22 protein-coding genes and 1 riboswitch are annotated in these 20317 nt (G+C 48.7%); of the genes, 15 read left to right on the forward strand and 7 right to left on the reverse strand.

What is annotated here, in order from left to right:
• Nucleotides 1-643 precede the first annotated feature (643 nt).
• The 3 genes from EJP77_RS15285 to EJP77_RS15295 are packed head-to-tail and all read left to right on the forward strand — an operon-like array spanning nucleotide 644 to nucleotide 3568.
• Nucleotides 644-1402: a Cof-type HAD-IIB family hydrolase gene (locus EJP77_RS15285; RefSeq protein ID WP_127200241.1), complete on the forward strand. Its 759-nt coding sequence runs from the start codon at nucleotides 644-646 to the stop codon at nucleotides 1400-1402.
• Nucleotides 1403-1409: 7 nt separating this feature from the next.
• A complete protein-coding gene (locus tag EJP77_RS15290) occupies nucleotides 1410-1889 on the forward strand; it encodes a DUF456 domain-containing protein (protein ID WP_127200116.1) in 480 nt (159 codons plus the stop codon).
• A gap of 47 nt (nucleotides 1890-1936) precedes the next feature.
• A complete protein-coding gene (locus EJP77_RS15295) occupies nucleotides 1937-3568 on the forward strand; it encodes a putative polysaccharide biosynthesis protein (protein ID WP_127200117.1) in 1632 nt (543 codons plus the stop codon).
• Here EJP77_RS15295 and EJP77_RS15300 read toward each other — a convergent pair.
• Entirely contained in the window at nucleotides 3565-4938 is a 1374-nt protein-coding gene (locus tag EJP77_RS15300; RefSeq protein ID WP_425464257.1) for a DUF2515 family protein, read from the reverse strand. The two genes, EJP77_RS15295 and EJP77_RS15300, sit on opposite strands and share 4 nt — an antisense overlap.
• A gap of 118 nt (nucleotides 4939-5056) precedes the next feature.
• Here EJP77_RS15300 and EJP77_RS15305 point away from each other — a divergent pair, with 118 nt between their 5' ends.
• The 8 genes from EJP77_RS15305 (at nucleotide 5057) to EJP77_RS15340 (ending at nucleotide 13205) form a co-directional block, all read left to right on the forward strand.
• Nucleotides 5057-5422, forward strand: coding sequence for a thioredoxin family protein (locus EJP77_RS15305; protein ID WP_127200119.1), 366 nt, complete (start codon nucleotides 5057-5059; stop codon nucleotides 5420-5422).
• Nucleotides 5423-5590: 168 nt separating this feature from the next.
• Nucleotides 5591-6520 (forward strand): COX15/CtaA family protein, encoded by a 930-nt coding sequence (locus EJP77_RS15310; protein WP_127200120.1) that lies wholly within the window; start codon nucleotides 5591-5593, stop codon nucleotides 6518-6520.
• A 151-nt stretch (nucleotides 6521-6671) separates the two neighbouring features.
• On the forward strand, nucleotides 6672-8438 hold the full coding sequence (locus EJP77_RS15315; RefSeq protein ID WP_127200121.1) for a UbiD family decarboxylase: 1767 nt from the start codon (nucleotides 6672-6674) through the stop codon (nucleotides 8436-8438).
• 27 nt (nucleotides 8439-8465) lie between these two features.
• Nucleotides 8466-9197, forward strand: coding sequence for a Cthe_2314 family HEPN domain-containing protein (locus tag EJP77_RS15320; protein WP_127200122.1), 732 nt, complete (start codon nucleotides 8466-8468; stop codon nucleotides 9195-9197).
• Between the two features lie 90 nt (nucleotides 9198-9287).
• Nucleotides 9288-9445: riboswitch (SAM riboswitch) on the forward strand.
• A gap of 78 nt (nucleotides 9446-9523) precedes the next feature.
• Entirely contained in the window at nucleotides 9524-10540 is a 1017-nt protein-coding gene (locus EJP77_RS15325) for a methionine ABC transporter ATP-binding protein (RefSeq protein WP_127200123.1), read from the forward strand.
• Nucleotides 10540-11208 carry a methionine ABC transporter permease gene (locus EJP77_RS15330; protein ID WP_127200124.1) on the forward strand — a complete coding sequence of 223 codons (669 nt, stop codon included), beginning with the start codon at nucleotides 10540-10542 and terminating at the stop codon, nucleotides 11206-11208. The genes EJP77_RS15325 and EJP77_RS15330 overlap by 1 nt, the downstream gene beginning before the upstream one ends.
• A gap of 59 nt (nucleotides 11209-11267) precedes the next feature.
• Nucleotides 11268-12128: a MetQ/NlpA family ABC transporter substrate-binding protein gene (locus tag EJP77_RS15335; protein ID WP_127200125.1), complete on the forward strand. Its 861-nt coding sequence runs from the start codon at nucleotides 11268-11270 to the stop codon at nucleotides 12126-12128.
• Between the two features lie 300 nt (nucleotides 12129-12428).
• A complete protein-coding gene (locus EJP77_RS15340) occupies nucleotides 12429-13205 on the forward strand; it encodes an SDR family oxidoreductase (protein WP_127200126.1) in 777 nt (258 codons plus the stop codon).
• A 125-nt stretch (nucleotides 13206-13330) separates the two neighbouring features.
• Here EJP77_RS15340 and EJP77_RS15345 read toward each other — a convergent pair whose 3' ends face one another.
• Nucleotides 13331-13576, reverse strand: coding sequence for a NifU family protein (locus EJP77_RS15345; RefSeq protein ID WP_068620113.1), 246 nt, complete (start codon nucleotides 13574-13576; stop codon nucleotides 13331-13333).
• Nucleotides 13577-13655: 79 nt separating this feature from the next.
• Here EJP77_RS15345 and EJP77_RS15350 point away from each other — a divergent pair, with 79 nt between their 5' ends.
• Nucleotides 13656-13910, forward strand: a complete 255-nt coding sequence (locus EJP77_RS15350) for a YuzB family protein (RefSeq protein WP_127200127.1) — start codon at nucleotides 13656-13658, stop codon at nucleotides 13908-13910.
• A 70-nt stretch (nucleotides 13911-13980) separates the two neighbouring features.
• On the opposite strand, the gene EJP77_RS15355 is transcribed toward EJP77_RS15350, so the two are convergent.
• Nucleotides 13981-15042 (reverse strand): NAD(P)/FAD-dependent oxidoreductase, encoded by a 1062-nt coding sequence (locus EJP77_RS15355; protein ID WP_127200128.1) that lies wholly within the window; start codon nucleotides 15040-15042, stop codon nucleotides 13981-13983.
• Between the two features lie 49 nt (nucleotides 15043-15091).
• Nucleotides 15092-16198, reverse strand: a complete 1107-nt coding sequence (mqnE, locus tag EJP77_RS15360) for an aminofutalosine synthase MqnE (protein WP_127200129.1) — start codon at nucleotides 16196-16198, stop codon at nucleotides 15092-15094.
• A 317-nt stretch (nucleotides 16199-16515) separates the two neighbouring features.
• Between mqnE and EJP77_RS15365 the strand changes: the two genes are divergently transcribed.
• Nucleotides 16516-16875: a HesB/IscA family protein gene (locus EJP77_RS15365; RefSeq protein WP_127200130.1), complete on the forward strand. Its 360-nt coding sequence runs from the start codon at nucleotides 16516-16518 to the stop codon at nucleotides 16873-16875.
• A gap of 276 nt (nucleotides 16876-17151) precedes the next feature.
• On the opposite strand, the gene EJP77_RS15370 is transcribed toward EJP77_RS15365, so the two are convergent.
• Nucleotides 17152-17370, reverse strand: a complete 219-nt coding sequence (locus EJP77_RS15370) for a hypothetical protein (RefSeq protein ID WP_127200131.1) — start codon at nucleotides 17368-17370, stop codon at nucleotides 17152-17154.
• Nucleotides 17371-17409: 39 nt separating this feature from the next.
• Nucleotides 17410-17610, reverse strand: coding sequence for a hypothetical protein (locus tag EJP77_RS15375; RefSeq protein ID WP_127200132.1), 201 nt, complete (start codon nucleotides 17608-17610; stop codon nucleotides 17410-17412).
• A 228-nt stretch (nucleotides 17611-17838) separates the two neighbouring features.
• Here EJP77_RS15375 and EJP77_RS15380 point away from each other — a divergent pair, with 228 nt between their 5' ends.
• Together EJP77_RS15380 and sda are read left to right on the forward strand one after the other, a co-directional pair.
• Nucleotides 17839-18501, forward strand: coding sequence for a YheC/YheD family protein (locus EJP77_RS15380; protein ID WP_127200133.1), 663 nt, complete (start codon nucleotides 17839-17841; stop codon nucleotides 18499-18501).
• A gap of 300 nt (nucleotides 18502-18801) precedes the next feature.
• A complete protein-coding gene (gene sda / locus EJP77_RS15385; RefSeq protein ID WP_127200134.1) occupies nucleotides 18802-18945 on the forward strand; it encodes a sporulation histidine kinase inhibitor Sda in 144 nt (47 codons plus the stop codon).
• A 327-nt stretch (nucleotides 18946-19272) separates the two neighbouring features.
• On the opposite strand, the gene EJP77_RS15395 is transcribed toward sda, so the two are convergent.
• On the reverse strand, nucleotides 19273-20274 hold the full coding sequence (locus EJP77_RS15395) for an NAD(P)/FAD-dependent oxidoreductase (RefSeq protein ID WP_127200136.1): 1002 nt from the start codon (nucleotides 20272-20274) through the stop codon (nucleotides 19273-19275).
• Nucleotides 20275-20317: the final 43 nt, after the last annotated feature.

Raw genomic sequence — 20317 nt, forward strand, 5'->3', positions numbered from 1 at the left:
TCTTATTTATGATTTGAGTTTTTCCTTTCAAAATTTGGGCTGAATATTTATGAAGCAGGGGGAGTATTCCCCTTGCTTATTATCCTTCTTTTGGATAAAATTTGCATTAAGGAAACATTATTTACTGATTGCAAATGTTCTGTTGGCTGAAGTCACATCCACCATTTACTAAGGAGGGTAACCCATGGAGATTAAAGTGAAGAAGAGTCCGCTACAGCGGGCCAAAATCACGCTCGGTGTTCTGGCGTTCATTGTACTGGCAGGATGAACAGAGGCATGAATAGTATAGATCCAAATCTCAAATAACCGGGTTTCAGCCTTCAAGGCCGTAGCGCGGTTATTTGGTTGTGGCTGGAGTTCTTTGTTGGTCAGTTGGACCTGTGGTAGAATGACTAAGATATGTGTAAGAGTTAATACAGAGAATTATATAGTGTACTTTAAAAATAACATACAGGAGGGCGTGACGAAGTGGAAGCTTGGAACTGCAGGAGCGCAAGCGACCGCCTATGTCTCCAGAATTTCACCGCTAAGAGTGGTATGAATCAAGAATGCTGGAGATAACAGCGGCCGGAAGTCCAAGCATCCCGTGTAGATATACCCATTCAAATGTTAAAATTTAAGTGTATCTATATATAGATTGAAGATGGAGGATGAACGGATGAGATACCGACTGCTTGCACTTGATATGGATGGGACTTTACTGACGGACAATCACGAGATTTCGCCGCTAACAGCGGAGTGGATCGGCAAGGCGACGGCTGCTGGCGTTCATGTCTGTTTGTCCACAGGACGATCTTTTGACGAGGCTGTTCCCTTTGGAGATCAGCTTGGGCTGCAGACGCCGATGGTGACTGTAAATGGAAGTGAGGTCTGGAAGACACCCCACGAATTATATCGCAGAGAGCTGTTTGATAAAGAACTCATTGCCAAGATGCATGCGATTGCTGCAGAATATGGTGTCTGGTTCTGGGCGTACGCCGTTGAGGGTACATATAATGAGAAGAACTGGGACCCTGCTCTGCTGGAGACGAACCAGTGGATTAAGTTCGGTTATCATACCGAAGATGCGGAGCTGCGCCACAAGATTCTAATGAGGCTTCAGGAGATGGGCGGTCTTGAGATCACGAACTCCTCGCCTTACAATTACGAGATTAACCCGCAGGGTGTGAACAAGGCCACGGGAATTAAGACGGTATGCGAATTGCTAGGACTGGAAATGTCACAGGTGATTGCCGTAGGCGACAGCCTGAATGATCTGGCGGCTATTCAGGCCGCTGGGCTCGGCGTAGCCATGGGGAACGCGCAGATTGCGGTTCAGGAGAACGCGGATTACGTAACCTCATCTAACAATGATGATGGGATTGCCGAGGTTATTCAGAAGTTTATATTTGCAGAGGAGTGATGCCCGGATGGACATCCTAGGCTGGATTCTGGTTATTGGTCTGTTCATCGTCGGGCTGGCGGGAGCGGTAGTTCCCGTCCTGCCTGGCGTTATTGCAGTCTATGCCGCTTTCCTGGTGTACGGGTGGTTCTTCACCTTCGAGCATTTCGGGTGGGGATTCTGGACGATTCAGACACTGATCGTCGTCGTTCTGCTGGCTGCCGACTATGCGGTTGGCGCATGGGGCGTTCAGCGGTTTGGCGGCAGCAAAGCATCCGTCTGGCTGAGTACCATTGGTGCGATCATAGGACCTTTTGTGATTCCCGCGTTTGGGCTGATTATTGGACCGTTTGTCGGTGCAGTGGCAGGAGAGTTGCTGGCAGGCTCCTCTTTTCAAAAATCACTTAAGGTCGGAGTAGGCTCAGTTGTGGGGCTATTCAGCAGTATGGTCGTAAAGATTATTCTTGAGATTGTGATGATTGTCCTGTTCTTTATCTGGATTGCGTAGGAATGTTAATGCTGTGACTTGGATCATGAGAAAGAAGGGAAATGGGTTTGGCTAAGAAAGAATCTTTTATCAAAGGCACGCTGATCCTGGCAGCCGCCGCATTGGTGGCAAGGGTCCTCGGCCTGGTGCAGCGGGTTCCGCTTGAGCATATTTTTGGAGCGGTCGGCAACGCGTCCTACACCGTGGCGAATACTGTATATCTAATGCTGCTGACCGTCGCAACGGCAGGAATTCCAAGCACTCTAAGTAAAATGGTCTCGGAACGCTATGCCCTCAAGCGCCCGGGAGAGGCCAACAGAGTCTACAAAGCGGCACTGATCTTCGCCGTATTTATTGGTGTAGTTATGACGGTACTACTTTACGTACTGGCACCCGTTTATGCGAACTACACCAAGCAGCCCGAGGCTACTCCTGCGATTCGGGCAATAGCTCCAGCTCTGCTGCTATTCCCGGCAATAGCCATGATGAGGGGCTACTTCCAGGGGAGAGGGAATATGGCCGCTAACGGCATATCCCAGATTATGGAGCAGGTGCTGCGGGTCATCACCGGGATTGGACTTGCCTTCTTCCTTCTTCATGCTAACTATACAGATGAATGGGTGGCCGCAGGGGCCTCCTTCGGCGGAGTGCTCGGAAGCATTTCTGCCTTTGGAATTATGATCTGGTATTCCATTAAGATGCGCAGAGATGACCGAAAGCTGCAGCTGGAGGATCTGTCCGCAGGGGATGAGCAAATCCCGCTGATGCTGATCTACCGGGATATTTTCAAGCTCTCAATTCCGATTGTTCTCTCATCTCTGGCTGTGCCAGCTATTAACTTTATTGACTCAACCTTGGTCAAGCCGCTTCTGATCGATCAGATGGGCAACCTGGCTGCCACGAATACGCTGGGTATCCTGGGGAGCCGGGCTCAGAGTATCGCAGGGATCCCGCCGATTCTGTCAATTGCGCTCAGCGCATCGCTCCTGCCGGTTATCGCAGCCGCCTTTGCTCGTGGAGACCGCCCGCATCTGGAGCGCCAGATCACACTGGCTATGCGCGTGTCTATCCTTACCGGTATGCCCATTGTGATCATTCTGTGTTCAGCGGCGTATTCCGTGAACGGTCTGCTGTTCAGCAGCCTGGAAGGCAGCGGAATTATTGGCCTGCTGACACTGGGAACCATCTTTCAGATTACGATGTCCATCACAAGCTCCATCCTGATCGGGCTTGGCAAGGTGAATTTATCGATGGGTCACGTCATTGTCGGCATTATCGTCAAGCTGATCGCAAGCTTTGCGCTGGCACCCGTCTTCGGGATTTACGGGATTATTGGTGCTACCGGGATCTGCTTCCTGGTCATTACCCTTCTTAATCTGCGTTCCATGAAACAAATGGTCTCATTCGAAATAATGCGCGGACGCTGGACTGGCTTCCTGCTGACCGTGGTGATCCTGTTCGGTGTCGGTTACGGACTGAATTATGTGGGAGATCTAACTACTTCATTCCTGCCTCCAAGAGTCGGCTTCTTCCTGGCCTGCTGCCTGGTCGGTGTGGCTGTTCTGGTTCTATACCCTGTGATGCTGGTTCTCCTGCGTGTTGTACGCAGAGACGAGCTGGGCAGTTACCCACGAGTTCTGCAAAAAGTACTCCGGCCGCTGATGAGACTCCAGCGAGGCTCCGGTACTTCGGCTAACTAATGCACGCTATCCGCAGCATCGTGGGCAAAGGCCGTCTTGATAATGCCGAGCCGATGCTCAAAGCTGATATCACACAAATAAGGCTGCTGCGGCTTACTCAGCCCGTCCAGAGCGCTGTGATCCTGCATCCAGTCCTCACGGGAGATCGGCTCGTAGCTCGTGTCACCCCAGGCATCAAGCAATTGGGGCGCATACAGGCGCTTGCCTGCTGGAAGATTCCCTTGTTCAAGAAGCTCTGTCCCCTCTAATCCGGTGGACAGGGCTTCTTCTTTGTTCGGCGTGAAGAGCCCCGGCCAATAATCGGCCCTTGAGCCGGTATGGGGAATACGCGAAGCGAAGGCTTCCGTCCCACTGCGCAGGGAGGTTAAGCCGAAGAGCAGGGCATACAAGCTTTTTCCGAAAGTGATTCGTGCATTCAGGCTTGAGAAATCCCCAAGAATCCGGCCCGCAAGCCGGGGGATTCGGCCTTCTGGACACCGTGACTCAAAGCTGGATCGTTCCCCGCTGGGTGTAATCATCGCATCTTCCTCATCAAGCAAGGGGAAAATAATCTGATTAAGCCCTGCCCAGCTGTGAAGGTGGAAATTGGCTTTGTCCGTCACCCGGTTCTGGAAGTAGGGGTGTCTAACGACCCTTGTCTCAATATAATTCTGTTCATTGATGATCAGTCCAACAGCAAGCAGGGCGCTGCCGCGTTCCAGCCAGAAGCGTTCCCAGAAAGGCTGCATGAAGCGGGAGACGTGGAAATGGGGCAGCAGGTAAAAGAGACTTGAGCCAACCTCGCGGCTCTTCATATACAGTAGAAGCTGTGGATATGCGTCCTGAAAAATAAGCGCGTTGCACCTTTCCAGGAACCGGTACGTGTTCTCCTTGCTGGCTTCGCTGAGCAGAGGGTACATTTGTCCGCCTCGTAGATCACTCATATTCCAGCCCGCGTTGCGGGACACCATATGAGCCAGGAAGGACCAATGAAGCTCGGGATACGCCTGGTAACATTTAAGGTAGGCTTCCGTCCTTGTCAGGTTGCTGACATTGCTGCGGCTGACCGCATCCTCAATCTCTCGGATAATGACTTCGTCGGCTGAGCTAAGTCCATCAGGGAATTGGGACGCAGCAAGATGCTCGTCTAAATTTCTGCCTTGGCTGCTGCGGCGCAGCAGGTCCTCGATTTCAGTATAGACGGTTCGGGCAGAAGCCTCATTCCAATCCAGGCTCACCCGCTCTTCGCGAAGACGTGAGGAAGCTGCAATTCCCGCCGTCTTGCTCTTCACGACCTCACTCACCATGGAAGGCAATGAGAACAGCATTTCTTTGAGTACAGCACCAAGGCCGGGGGATTTGGGTCCATCTGGTTGAAGAGGCTCGCTCATCATAATTCCTCTCTTTCGTCAAAAAGAAGATTTTAGTTCAATTATGGCCTAAAAGTTTGACTTCCACTCTTCATTTTGATTGACTAAGAGAGATAACTAGAGGAAAGGAATGAAGCTCATGAAAGAAGTAACATCTGCAGGTGCGTTCACGGTTGAAACACAGTCCAGTAATTTGGTCGTCGCCGTCTTCAAAGCTGAATGGTGTGGAGATTGCAAATTTATCGATCCGTTCATGCCTGAAGTTGAGGAGAAATACGGGGATCGCCTCACGTTCCTTCAAGTGGATGTAGACAAGGTTGGAGACGTAAGCCAAGAGCAGAACATCCTGGGTATTCCGAGCTTCGTTGCCTATACCGATGGACGCGAACTGGTCCGATTCGTCAACAAAGCACGTAAATCCCGCGAAGAAATTGAAGACTTCCTGAACAAAGCCATTGATGTATACCGTACACTCCACGATACAGCGGAACGTAAGGAAAATTAAAAGCAATAATCAAAGTCACAGGCGTCATCCTTAAAAGGGGTGGCGCCGTCCTTATGATTTGAACATTTTGTCACAAGTGACTTATGTTATGTACATACCCATCGGTTATAATGAAAGAGCCGATCCGAATGGCTCAAATTAAATTAATATATAGCAGGTGAGGAAATCTTGAATACCAAACGTCTAAAATGGCTCAGTTATGCCTCAAGCTTTGTGATGCTGATGGCTACTCTGGGCGGTACCGCAGTAACGAAGCTCGATGCGGGCCTTGGCTGCGGCCGTGAATGGCCGCTGTGTAACGGCAAGTTCGTACCCGCTCATACGCTGTCTTCGCTGATTGAATGGTCGCACAGAGCGGTAAGCGGGGCCGCGGGACTTTTTGCCCTGGCTGCATTCGTTGCTTTTATGCTTTACCGCAAGGAACGGCGTGACTTGAAGCTGTACGCTCTGTTTGCCTTGATCTTTGTTATCGTACAAGCGATCATGGGTGCTTTTGCGGTTGTGTTCTCTCAATCTTCTGCCGTTATGGCTCTTCATTTCGGGTTCTCCCTGATTGCTTTTGCCAGCTCCTTGATGCTTGCTCTCGGCATGCGGGAGCAGGAACGGGAAGAGGCCAATATGCCTAAGCTTCCATCGGGCCGCGTAACCAAGGCATTTCGCAACCTGGTGTGGTTCGCCACGTGTTATACTTACATCGTTGTCTATTTAGGCGCTTATGTCAGTCATACGAATTCAGCCGGGGGCTGCAGCGGCTGGCCGCTGTGTAACGGAGAAGTAATTCCCGAGCTCACGGGCGGTGTAGCTATCGCGTTCATTCACCGTCTGGGCGCGATGACCCTGTTCATCGTGATCGGGATTCTGGGTCACTTTGCCTACCGGAAGCATCCAGGTAACAAGGAGATCAGATCGCTTGGCGTAGCGGCAACCGTGCTCGTTATCGTTCAAATTTTCACAGGTGCTTTTCTCGTCTTGAACCTTACGAATCCGCGTATGTATATCTTCGCCTCCTTGTCACACATTTTCGTGCTGGCGTGTCTATTCGGCGTACTGAGCTACACTAGCGTCAGAACCTGGCTGCTCAGCAGAACGAAGGCATAACGGATATACGAAGACAGACGGATAAGCTGTAAATAATCTATAGCAACTCAAGTAAAGTAATATGCCTTGACCCAAAGCTCCGCATTGCTGCGGGGCTTTACATAAGTTTAGGAGCAGGAGAATCGCTTTAATTATTAGAGGAGGTATCGTTATGGGGTACAGGAACTTAAGGCAGTGGATTGAGGCTCTTCGCAAGGACAAGCAGCTGGCCGTGGTGGACGTGCCGGTTGATCCTTATCTGGAGCTTGCCGAAATTCATCGGCGGGTAATTGAAGAGGGAGGACCAGCCCTGCTGTTCACTAATGTAAAAGGAACGCCCTTCCCGGTCGTGACCAACCTGTTTGGTACTCCGCGCCGTGTAGAGATGGCATTTGGACCGAGACCAGAGGAACTAGCGAATCGTCTGGTTGGGGCGATGACCACCCTGCTGCCACCAACTCCCAAAGCGTTGTGGAATGAGCGCGGACTAATTCGGGAAGTGTTAAAGGTAGGTATGAAAACGGTACCCAAGGGAGAAGCTCCGATTCTGCAGGTATGCCGTACGGACCGCCCGCTTGCCGATCTTCCGAAAGTAACGAGCTGGCAGGAAGACGGAGGGCCGTTCGTGACCCTGCCACTGGTATATACCGAGAATCCGATTCAGACCAAGGACAATAATCTGGGCATGTACCGGATTCAGGTCTACGATGATCAGACTACAGGGGTTCACTGGCAGATCCAGAAAGGCGGCGGGTTCCACTACCATGAAGCGGAGAAGCGCGGCGAGGCACTCCCGGTGTCGGTCTTCCTCGGCGGCCCTCCAGCCCTGATAGCTGGTGCGATCGCACCAGTACCGGAGCATGTATCGGAGCTGCTAGTGACCTCCTTCATTCTTGGGGAAAAGCTGCCTATGGCAGTCAATCCGATGGGCGGACACCGGATTCCGGCTGAAGCTGAGTTTGCGATCCAGGGCTTCGTCCCTCCGCATGAGCGGCGCCTTGAAGGTCCGTTCGGTGACCACTTCGGCTACTATTCTCTTCAGCATGAGTTCCCGGTGCTTAAGGTCAGCCATATGTGGCACCGTAAGGATGCCATCTATCCCGCTACAATCGTAGGGAAGCCTCGCCAGGAGGATTACTATATCGGTGACTTCCTGCAAAAACTGCTGTCGCCGGCCTTCCCTGTCGTTATGCCAAGTGTCCGGTCTCTGTGGACCTATTCCGAGAGCGGCTTCCACGCGCTGGCCTCGGCAGTCGTCCGGGAGAGCTACTCCCGGGAAGCCTTGGTTGCTGGCTTCCGTATTCTCGGTGAAGGCCAGCTGTCCTTGACCAAATTCTTAATGCTTACGAATGTCTCTGTTGATTTGGCGGACATCAAGATCACGCTGAAGACGATCTTGGAACGCTTCAATCCGCAGACGGACTTATTCATATTTAATAAAACTTCCAATGATACGCTAGACTATACGGGCCTTAAACTGAATCACGGCAGCAAAGCGATTCTCATCGGTGTAGGTGATCCGGTTCGTGAGCTCCCGCGCGAATATAGTGAAGGCGAAATAGCCGAAATCGATCAGATTGCCGTGTTCCACGATGGATGTCTTGTAGTATCTGGTGCTGCATATGAACAGGAACCGGAGCTTCCGGTCCGGCTGCTTGCCCGGCTCAGGGAGAAGGGAACGGCCTGGCCGCTTGTTGTTCTAGTTGATCACGCCCGGGAAGTGGCGAAGGACTCTAACGCATTTACTTGGACCGTGTTCACCCGGTTCAATCCGGCTTCGGATATCTATGCGGATGCGGAAATCCGTCAGCATCACTTGGCCTACAGCCTGCCTATTGTAATTGATGCTCGGATGAAGCCAGGTTATCCGGATGAGCTGTTCCCTAGGGAAGATATTGTGAAGCTGGTGGATCAGCGCTGGAAGAGTTATTTTGCATAAAAAGTAGAACAAGGAAGGAGGGATCCTATGCTGCGCAGCCTCCTGGGAGAACCGCCCCGGAAGAATGAAGGACTGTTCGCGGACACGCTTGAAGCTATGACACGTACGGCTAGGCTGTTCCAGCAGGCCATGGACAAGCATCATGATCAGAAGCAGGATTACTTCAAGCTGCAGGTATGGACGTATGGTCTGATCTCATCGATTGATGAACTGGAACAGTGTACCTATGCGGCAGCCTTTTTCCGCAAGAGAGTGCACACCAGGTTTATGGACGATATGGGTCCTGACGAGAAGGGGGACTATGCCCGCTATGTGTATTTTTACAAAGACGGCTTCATTCGGGTCTTCTCCCTGCTGGATAAGCTGGGCACCCTTCTTAACGAGCTGTATGAACTGAATACGGCCAAAGTTAAGCCGCATTACTCCTATTTCACGGTGCTCCGGCAGTTACATGATCTGAAAGTGCATAGTGATCTTGGGAACAAGCTGTTGTCCATTCATGAGCAGCGCAAGGATTATATCTCACGCCTGCGCCGGAGGCGGAATATGGAGATCCATTACATGAATGCGGAGCTGCAGGATGATCTGTGGCACAAGCATCAGGCCATGCAGGGCAGGCTCGAACTGGAGAACCTGGATGAGTATCTGGCAGACCTGACACAAAGCTACCAGGTGGTGTTGGAATCGCTTCATGTGGCCTTTGAATATACCAACTTTTATATAAGCAACCAATCAAATCGGAATAATATGCAAAAATGAATAAATTGTCTTTGACAAACGGTATAAAAGCCACTATACTGGGAATCAGTTTCAGAAAAGATTTCAATTAACGAATGAAAAATTTCATATTTCTTATCAAGAGTGGCGGAGGGACAGGCCCGATGAAGCCCGGCAACCGATTTGTGCATAATTCGATTAAATTCAGGCAGGACCTGATGAATTGTGCTGAATGACATGGTGCTAAATCCTTCAGAAGTGTAGCTTGCTACAATTCTGGCAGATGAGAAGGCAAAGTCTCAATTACGAGAGCCCTACAATTCTGCTGAGGGCTCTTTTCGTTTGTGATATAGAGGAGGATCGAAGCTTTGATTGAGCTAAAACAATTGACTAAGAAGTACGGAACGAAGAAGAAGTCCACGACTGCGTTATCGGAGATAGATCTCCAGGTTGGGAAGGGTGAAATCTTCGGCGTCATCGGTCATTCGGGGGCAGGGAAGAGTACGCTGATCCGCTGTATTAACCTGCTGGAACGCCCTACTTCAGGCGAAGTATGGGTGAATGGAGTTAACCTGACCGCACTCGGCAAAGGGGATCTTCAGAAGCATCGCCGCAAAATCGGCATGATCTTTCAGCACTTTAATCTCCTGTCATCTGCTACCGTATATGACAATATCGCTTTTCCGCTCACGTTGACGAACACGCCCAAGGCGGACATTAAGAAGAAGGTCAGTGATCTGCTCGCTCTGGTCGGACTAGAGGATCATAAGAACAAGTATCCAGCTCAGCTGTCGGGCGGTCAGAAGCAGCGGGTAGGCATCGCAAGAGCATTGGCCAGTGACCCGGATGTACTGCTCTGTGATGAAGCCACTTCGGCGCTCGATCCGCAGACCACAGATTCCATTCTTAGATTGCTGCTGGATATTAACAAGAAGTTTAATCTTACCATTATGCTGATTACTCACGAAATGCACGTGATTCAAAGTGTGTGTGACCGGGTTGCGGTCATTCATGCGGGCGGTATCGTGGAAGAGGGCCCTGTTACCGAGGTATTCCTGAAGCCGAAGCATCAGGTGACCCGGGAATTCATCAACCGGGAGACAACGGGTGCGGATGCACTCAAGCTGGCGTTATCTACGACGAACTCCGAATCTTCCAAGCAGGTGAAGATCACCTTCCTTGGAGCTCAGACGTATGACTCTCTGCTCTCGCAAATTGTGCGTGAGACAGGCGTGAATTTTGCAATTCTTCAAGGAACTATATCTACGATCAAGGACATGCCATATGGCCAACTCCTAGTCTCTTTTGAAGGGGAAGCTTCAAATATTAACCGGACAATCACCCTGCTGAAAGAACGGAATCTAGATGTGGAGGTGATGAACTGATGTGGGGACTTGATTTCTCAATGGTTGACTGGGAAGAGATGAGTCAAGCTGCAATCGATACACTCAAGATGCTTGGCGCATCAGCACTACTAACTTTTATTATCGGCCTTCCGCTTGGTGTACTTCTGTTCATCACAGCCCGATCCAATTCGGCTCTGCTCAGATTCATATACAGAATTCTTTCGTTCATCGTTAATATTCTGCGCTCCGTACCTTTTGTTATTCTTATTGTGGCGTTGATTCCGATTACCCGTGCTATCTTTGGTGTATCCATTGGGGTAGAGGGAACCATTCCTCCGCTGGTGATCGGGGCAGCTCCTTTCTTCGCGAGGCTCGTAGAGACAGCGCTTCGTGAGGTGGACCGTGGTGTGATTGAGGCAGCTACCTCAATGGGAGCATCTACATTCCAGATTATCCGCAAGGTTCTGCTGCCAGAATCGATGCCGGGCCTAATCGCCGGAATGACCATAACGGTTGTCACACTGGTCTCTTATACGGCAATGGCGGGTATGGTCGGCGGCGGCGGTCTTGGGGACTTGGCTATCCGCTATGGATATCAGCGGTATGAGAAGGAAGTTATGATCGTGGCGGTTATTCTGATGATCGTACTCGTTCAGCTGCTTCAAATGATTGGCGACCGTCTGGTTGCACATTTTACAAGGAAATAAGGAAAGTCTATATATACAAATCATCATCCTTATTCAAAAAACATATTGGAGGTCTGGAAATGAAAAAATGGTCAACAGCTTTTCTACTACTCACACTCGTACTGGTACTTGCAGCTTGCGGCAGCAAACCACAAGAGACTAGCCAGGGATCTTCGGATACAAGCAGCAATGGTTCTGCTAAGACAGAAACAACAACGGAGCCAGTTAAGCTTGTCGTAGGGGCAACTGCGGTTCCTCATGCTGAGATTCTTAACTTCATCAAGCCTAAGTTGAAAGAAGAAGGCGTGGATCTGGAAGTTAAAGAATTCACGGATTACGTTCTTCCAAATACTCAGTTATTCGAGAAACAATTGGATGCGAACTTCTTCCAGCACCAGCCGTACCTTGATGATCAGAACAAAAAGAATAACTTCAATCTTGTAGGCGTTATTGGCGTTCACGTTGAGCCATTTGGTGCTTACTCCAAAAAGTACAAGACTAAAGAAGAAATTCCAAACGGCGCAAAAGTAGCTATTCCTAACGATGCTACCAACGGTGGGCGCGCACTTCTGCTTCTTGCTAAGAATGGCCTGATCACGCTGAAAGATGGCGTGGGAATCAATGCAACCGTGAAAGATATTGCGACCAATCCGAAGAACCTTGAGATCAAAGAACTTGAAGCTGCTATGCTGCCGCGTGTTCTTGACGAGGTGGATCTTGCCCTGATCAATACGAACTATGCGCTTGAAGCGAAGCTCGTTCCAACGAAAGACGCTCTCTTCATCGAAGATAAAGAATCACCTTACACCAACCTCTTGGTTGCTCGTCCGGACAACAAGGATTCAGAAGCTATCCAGAAGCTGGCTAAAGCTCTCACATCCCCTGATGTGAAGAAGTTTATTGAAGACAAGTATCAGGGAGCAATTGTCCCAGCATTCTAAGCTGAACAAATGCTCCAAGGAGCAATTGTTCCAGCATTTTAAGCAGTGAAATTGCCCTTATCCAAAAGCAGTTCCTCCTTTTGAGGAACTGCTTTTTTTGTGCTGTTATATAAGATGAACTTAAGAATTTCACACGGCTAACTAACGTATAAGCCAATAGTTCAACTTATATAGCTGCTCTATACGCTGAATGCAATTCAGGTTCGCTCATCAAGTTGTGAGGAATGAGTAAATCTTTTATACTTGTAGGGAAGATTAGTATGTGATAAGGTTGACGCCTTGTTGGGAGGGGAATCCGCTTTGAAAGGTAAAATTGCTCTGATTACAGGTAGCGCCAAAGGATTAGGGAAGAAGACGGCGCTCAGCTTGGCGGATCAAGGCTGTCACATCGCTCTGAATTACGTACACAGCAAAGTTGAAGCGCTTGAGCTTCAAGCGGTTATCCGCAATAAAGGAGTCCAGTGTATCGCCGTTCAGGCTGATGTAGCGAGTACACAGGACATAGCCAGGCTGGTATCAGAGGTTGAGAGCAGGCTCGGTGGAATAGACATTCTGGTTAATAATGCCGGTCCATTTATCCGGGAAAGGCGATTATTTGCGGAATACAGCAGGGAAGAAATTTTATCTTTAATTGAAGGAAATCTGGTTGGACCTATGCTGTTGGATCATATGGTGCTTGAGGGAATGCGGAGCAAGAATTGGGGACGAATTATCCACTTTGGATTTGGCCATGCCGCCGAATCTAGAGCGTGGCCGCACCGGGCTGCTTATGCGGCTGCGAAGACAGGGCTTGTGTCTTTTACCAAGACTTTGGCCGTGGAGGAAGCGCCTTACGGGATTACCGTCAATATGATCTGTCCTGGTGATATTCGGGGTGTGAATAAAGAGAAATCGATCGCTGAGGTAAGCGGAGAGGCCGATGGGGAGACCCCAAGGGGAAGACCTGGAAGCGGGGAAGATATCTCGCGCGTGATTTCGTTCCTGTGCCAGCCTGAGTCAGACTTCATTACAGGGAATATTATGGATATTTCAGGGGGACTTGACCCCATACGCCCTTGGATCAAACCATCTACTTAATTATATACTCGACAGCTTTCTGCACAGAAAAAGAGTCTTGGCCAGCCGGAATGCCGGAAGCCAAGACTCTTACTGAAAGTGCCAGCCCGGAGGCTGGCAGCATTAGAGATATAGCTGTGTATAGATTAAAATACTTGTACAACTTCTTGAACGCCTTCGACTTCTTCAAACAAAGCGCGTTCAATCCCAGCTTTAAGCGTGATTGTAGAACTTGGGCAACTGCCGCAAGCACCCACTAATTTAAGTTTGACGATGCCATCCTCCACGTCAACGAGTTCGACGTCACCGCCGTCGCGCTGCAGGAAAGGGCGAAGTTTATCAAGCACTTCCAGAACTTCATCATACAAAGTATCTTGTGCATTTTGGCTCATATTTCTCAACTCCTTTCTTATATATTATATTACAAACGTTATGAAATTTAAATGGCATTAGTAAAGCGAGGCAGACCGAATGAGACCGATTATAGAATTTTGTGTTAACAATATGCATTTTGGCACAGACGAAGTCATGGAGAAGCTCGAGCAGAATCCGGATTATGATGTTCTAGAGTACGGGTGCCTGACCCACTGCGGAGAATGCTTCCTGGCACCATTTGCCCTGGTGAATGGTGAATTCGTCGAAGCCGAAAGCGCTGAGCAGCTGTATGAACGTATTATGAGCAAAATCAAAGAAATAGATGCCTGGAACGAACTTGATCTAGATTAACTATTTATAAAAGAGGGGCGACCCACCAGCCATCTCCATGGCTTGGGGTCGCCCCTTTGCGTATAAGTGATTATCCAAAGTGATGTTTGGACATCCAGAGCACACCGCTCTTTAGGATCCGCGGTACCCGGCCCATAACCTGACGTTTGCCCATTAAGCCGAATCCGGCCTTTTTGCCCAGGGAACCAAGAGTACCCTTCAGCTTGATTGGAGACAGACGCGGAGTCTCCCCGCGCCATAACGCCAGCGCGATGTGGCCGATCTGCTCACCTTGACCCTCAGCAGCTTGACCGCTAGGGGCAAAAGGCAGACTGGCACAATCCCCGCATACATACACTTCAGGATGCTCGGGAATCTGATAATACTCGTTAAGCAGAACACGTCCCTGATGATCTTTGGGAACATCCAGCTTTTGCACAATTTCAACAGGCTGAATGCCCGCCGTCCAGACGGTTGCATCCGATATAATATCATCTCCGGTAGTGTGGATAACACCGGGCTCAAGAGAAGAGATCGAGATATGAGACAAGGTCTCCACGTCATGCTCGTGGAACCACTTCTCCACATAGGCAGACATCTTTGGAGGGAAAGCCGAAAGTACACGAGAGCCCCGGTCAATTAGAGCGATGTTCAGGTCCGGCCGGCTCTCTCTGAGTTCTGCTGCAATCTCAACTCCACTGAGGCCCCCACCCACGATATTTACACGGCCATAAGGTTTGGTGTCATTAAGTACTTGGTACGTCTGACGAACCGCGCTCATGGACTGGATCGTGCAGGCATATTCCTCAGCTCCGGGAATTCCGTGGAAGCGGTCCGTACACCCAAGAGCAATAACGAGCTGATCATAATAAACCGGGTCATCGTTCTCCATGATTACTTTTTTGTTCTCGAGGTCAACTGAAGAGACTTCGCCGTATTTCATATTTAGATTCTGGTGGACGGGGAAGGGAACGCGCAGCTCTACATCTGAGGCTGTACCGGCTGCGAGTGCATAGTATTCCGTCTTCATCGTTTGATAAGGCATCCGGTCGATCATCGTAAGGCGAATATCGCTTGGCATATTTCCCTTGAGCAGCGTATTGGCTATGGTGACACCGCCGTATCCTCCACCCAAGATAACAAAATGTTTCATGTTTTATCGGTTCCTTTCTTGTCCAGCTCGTTATACTCTTAGTTATTTACTATTCAAATACTTCAATCTCGTTATAAAAGGTATCTCTTTCAACCGGAATGCGTCCTGCGCCCTTAACGAGCCAGATCAGTTCCTTGCGGGTCAGTCCTTCCGGCGTATTCGCTCCAGCAGCATGGCTGATCTTTTCTTTGAGAATGGTGCCATGAACATCGGAAGCCCCAAAGCTCAAGGAGACCTGAGTCAACTGAGTGCCGATATTGATGAAGTAAGCTTTAATGTGCTGAATATTGTCCAGCATTAGACGGCTGATGGCAATGGTCTTAAGATCCTCATAGGCCGAGTTACGGCGCATAATGCTGGCGTTCTTGCTCTTAGGCTGCATGGATAGGGGGATGAATACCATGAATCCGTTCGTCTCATCCTGAAGATCACGAATCTGAATCATGTGGCGGATTCGGTCCTCATGGCTTTCAATCGACCCGTACAGCATAGTAGTACCCGTTCTGATGCCCAGATTGTGGGCGGTACGGTGTACTTCAAGATATCGGTCTACATTCGCTTTATCGACTTTCATTTTCTCCCGATACTGATCGGATAGAATTTCAGCGCCCCCACCGGTTAAGGATTGTAACCCGGCTTTTTGCAATTCCTGAAGAACTTCAGTGATACTCAGTCCGCTAATCCGGGTGAAGAAGTCGATCTCCGCAGCAGTATAGGCTTTAAGCGCAACCTCCGGGAATCGCTCGCTCAGAGCCTTGAGTGAATCGACATAATATTGAAAAGGGACATGGTTATTGTGTCCGCCCACGATATGGAATTCGCGGATACCCGGGTGAATGTGCTGTTCCACATATTCAACCATTTCTGGTCCGGATAAAGTGTAAGAGCCTTCTTCTCCCTGGTCTTTACGGAAATTGCAGAAGGCACAATAGGATTCACATACATTGGTGAAGTACAGGCTCATATTTTCGATAAAATAGACCTTCTTACCGTTCTTCCTGAGGTTAACTTCATTGGCAAGCTGACCAATCGTAAGCAGATCGTCGCTTTCATATAAATATACCCCGTCTTCAAGGGTCAGCCGCTCACCGCGGTGTACCTTTTCAATAATCTCAGCCATTCTCTGGTCTGTGTGAGGAGTTGCAGTTACTAACATAGGGATTCCTCCAATCTAGGGTCGGTGACTCATTGTCTATACCTGATGCCTGATGGCTATAAATAACGTCTAGTCCAGACGCTTTGCTGAGTTACAGCGGGAAACGAGCATTGTGAAATTTAGAACAGGTTATCGGATAATTAAGCCGATTGGCAGTGTCAAAATTGTGACAGTTGAATGCACCCATACCATTATAAACCTCACTCTCTATTCGGGCAATAAGTATAGTCGATAATAGCGGCAGGAGAACATCCCTTGAGGGGAGGTACAATGTGGAGTATAATGAAGGGAGGTAAGGATAAGGAGGTATTTACACAATGATTAATATCACTGATGCAGCAGTTGCTCAAATAAAAGAAATGCTTTCACAGCAGGAAACACCTAATATGTTCCTTCGTCTTGGTGTACAGCCAGGAGGATGCAGCGGCTTCTCTTATGGAATGGGATTTGATGATGAGGAATCCGACGCTGACGTCTTTATGGAAGTGGGAGGACTTAAGGTGGTTGTCGAGAAGGACAGTCTGAAGTATCTAAACGGATTGGAAATCGATTATGAAGCTTCAGGCATGTCCGGCGGATTCTCCATCCACAATCCGAACGCTGTTGCTACTTGCGGATGTGGTTCGAGCTTCCGTACCCGTGACGATGCAGGCCAGCCTGCACCGGAGCAGTGCTAACTAGCGTTGTGTTGAGCATTACACAACTTTAAAGAGCCGTTTGTGCTTACAGATTACGACCTCCATAGCGAGATAGTTGCGAAACTGTCCGTCATGGAGGTCTTTTTATGTGATTTTCTAACATGGAATGAACTAATGAATTAGGGGTTTTTCATGTCATGCATAAGAAAAATCCCCTCTGTTCGACCGTGCCGAGTTCATTGTAACAGGAACTCTTGATTCACAGTCTTCCATGAGGGGATAACCAGCACCCAAAACATTGAAGGGACCTTCTATTTATTCAGCAGTACTGAACATCGTCATATCGCGGGCATAATGCGACTGCTTGCCCGTGTCTATATTACGGATACGAACAGAATCCGAAGAATATTTCTCAACTATACCCCGACCCACTTCACAATACACACCAGCTTCATCTTCCTGCCAGGCGGAGATAATCTTCTGGGACAGCGCCGCAGCGAAGAAATCGATATCTGCGGTTAATGTATGATTCATTCCCTGACTCCTTTACAGTAAGTTTAACAGGCTATACGACTAGAAAAATTGTTTGTTCAGCATCAAATAGATCATTCCGGCAGCAACGACGGAGAAAGCCATACAAGAGGTACCAAGGCCTCTTCGGGAATCCTTGAAAAATCTTACGCCTATGGCAAATACCGCGATAGTTACTCCAACCAGTACAATGGACATCGCAATCATAGCTATCCAGTATAGAATTCCGAAAAAATGCTCCAACAGAAGAATCCTCCTATTAACTGTAGGTACGGGTCTACTATATACCAGAACGATTTGTTTGAAAAGAGTAGAAACAATAAATCCGCTAATACCGGGTAATGGCCGGATTTCACGAAATCAGGCGGGCTGGATGGACAAAGATACAAGAACAAGGGTCCTGTCCTGAGTAGTAATAATTATGCGCTGAAGCAGGGTTATACGAGCTTTATAAGGAAAGGGGACAGATTCATGGCGGGAAGACAGCTGGCCAATAAGTGGCTTAAGACGGAAGCGCTTCTCACGGATAAGCGAGTCCATAGGCATATCCCACAGACAAGCAAGTACAGTGCAGCTGATCTGAAGCGTATGCTCAGGAGATACGGGATGGTGGTGATTAAGCCAATCCGGGGCGGTGGGGGCTTTGGTGTAATAAAAGTTGAGTATATTAACGGCGTATATTCATTTACACACATGAAGGAGACACGATCCTACCGAAGTTTTGGTGCCATGCTGGAGTCGCTGAACCGGATTAAAGTCAGACGCCCGTATCTTATACAGCAAGGTATCCAACTTGCGACCATCGCAGGAAGACCTATAGATTATAGAGTTAAGGTGGCCAAGAGTACGAAGGGTTGGGAGTATCGTGCCATGGTTGGACGGCTTGCCAGACCAGGTTTGTTTGTTACAAATTTATGTAAGGGAGGTACTCAGCTTTCGGCCAAGGAGGCTTTGGCAAGATCCATGCCCAGATCCTCGGGACATAAGCAGCGGCACAAGATGCGTGAACTGACGAATACGTGTATAACTATTCTTGAGCGGAGGTTTCCGGGTATTGGAATGCTCGGATTTGACTACGGAATAGATACGCGCGGCCATATCTGGATATTTGAGGTCAATACTCGTCCGCAATAACTCCGTATTCATTTTGAGCAAATAGGTTTATGAAGGCCTATGGAAGGTTAATGTACTGGAAAAGCAGTGTAAACCTACTTTTTCCATATGAAAAAATATTTTTTGAGATTCTGAGCATGTTTATATCCTGTGAATAACTTTTATCCACAATATCCTCAACTGTCTGACAATCATTTTGGGGATTACTAACAACTTATTCACAGGATCTCCACAGCATAATGTGGATAACAGGAACGCTTGTTCTGGCACGATATTGTTGATATGATAAATATAGGAAAAATTTAGGAAGGAGTGATTCTAATGGCAACATTAACAGATGAAATGCTGCTGGATTCTTACCATATGGCCAAAGAGCTCCAATTAGACAGGGAATTCATCGCACTCCTGTTAGCCGAGATTCATAAGAGAAATTTAAATTCGCAGATCGGGCTTGTACTCCATTAAGTCAGACTAAGATCCACTTGATAAATATACTGTTCTCCGCAATGCGGGCAGCTCACAATATGTTCACAGCTTGACTGGAGATAAGTCGCTCCATAATATTGGTCAGCTGAGTTATAGGGACTGTAGGGGCCTTTATAATCTTCAAGTCTTCCGCTATCCTCAAGGGGCTGGCTGCAAGCTGGACAAGCTAATGACAAAGTGAACAGGCCATTACATAGTGAGCATATATAAGACAAAGGGTATCTCTCCTTCTTGGAACGAATGTTTCCAGAAGTTAAGATACCCTTCATTGTGTTATAACATGTGTCTAGATGGATTGAACTAGGGTTAAAGCTTGAGATTGCTGCTGTGTCCCGGTGATAACTTGGCGGATGGATCAATATAGACTTTGGCGTTGTTCACCGCTGTAGGAGCCTCGCCGAATCCTACGGCGATCAGCTTTAATTTGCCCGGGTACGTTGTGACGTCTCCAGCTGCAAAGATACCGGGAACGGAAGTCTCCATTCGGGAATCCACAACAATGGAATTGCTCTCGATCTCAATGCCCCAGTCAGTAATGGGACCGAGGGAAGAGATGAATCCGAAATTGACAATCACATCGTCAACTTCAATCTCCTGTATCTCATTCGTTTTGGTATGTGTCAGAATCACTCGTTCAATGGGGTCTCCTCCGTGCAGAGCTGTAATTTCGGTAGGCGTAATCACTTGGACCTTGGAGGACATAAGATTCTCAACACTATGCTCATGCGCCCGGAATTTATCCCGGCGGTGAATCAGGGTCACCTGCTCAGCAATCGGTTCAAGCATTAGCGCCCAGTCAACGGCTGAATCGCCTCCGCCGCTAATGAGGACCTTACGGCCTGCAAATTTGTTAAGATCATTGACAAAATAATGAAGGTTCTTGCCTTCGTAACGGGCAGCTTCTTCAAGTTCTAGACGGCGGGGCTCGAATGCACCTACGCCCGCCGTGATAATTACGGCCCGGGCATGATGTTCACCTTGGTCGGTGGTCACTACGAAATGGCGTTCATCTTTTTTTTCTACATTAATAACTTTTTCTTCAAGCCGGATATCCGGATTGAAATGTTTGATCTGCTCATTCAGGTTATTCACGAGCTGCTGGGCAGTAACTTTAGGGAAGCCGGCAACGTCATAAATATATTTCTCAGGATAGAGTGCGGCAAGCTGCCCGCCAAGCTGAGGCATACTTTCGATCAATTTCACGGATGCTTGACGCATTCCGCCGTAAAAAGCAGCAAACATTCCAGCAGGACCCCCGCCGATGATAAGCAGATCCGTGAACTCGCTGCTTTGATTAAGGTCTGACATTTAATTAAGCACCTCCGAAATATAAACATAAATCAATATCCTT

Origin of the sequence: Paenibacillus zeisoli (assembly GCF_003994465.1) — a bacterium.
Taxonomy (GTDB): Bacteria; Bacillota; Bacilli; order Paenibacillales; family Paenibacillaceae; genus Fontibacillus; species Fontibacillus zeisoli.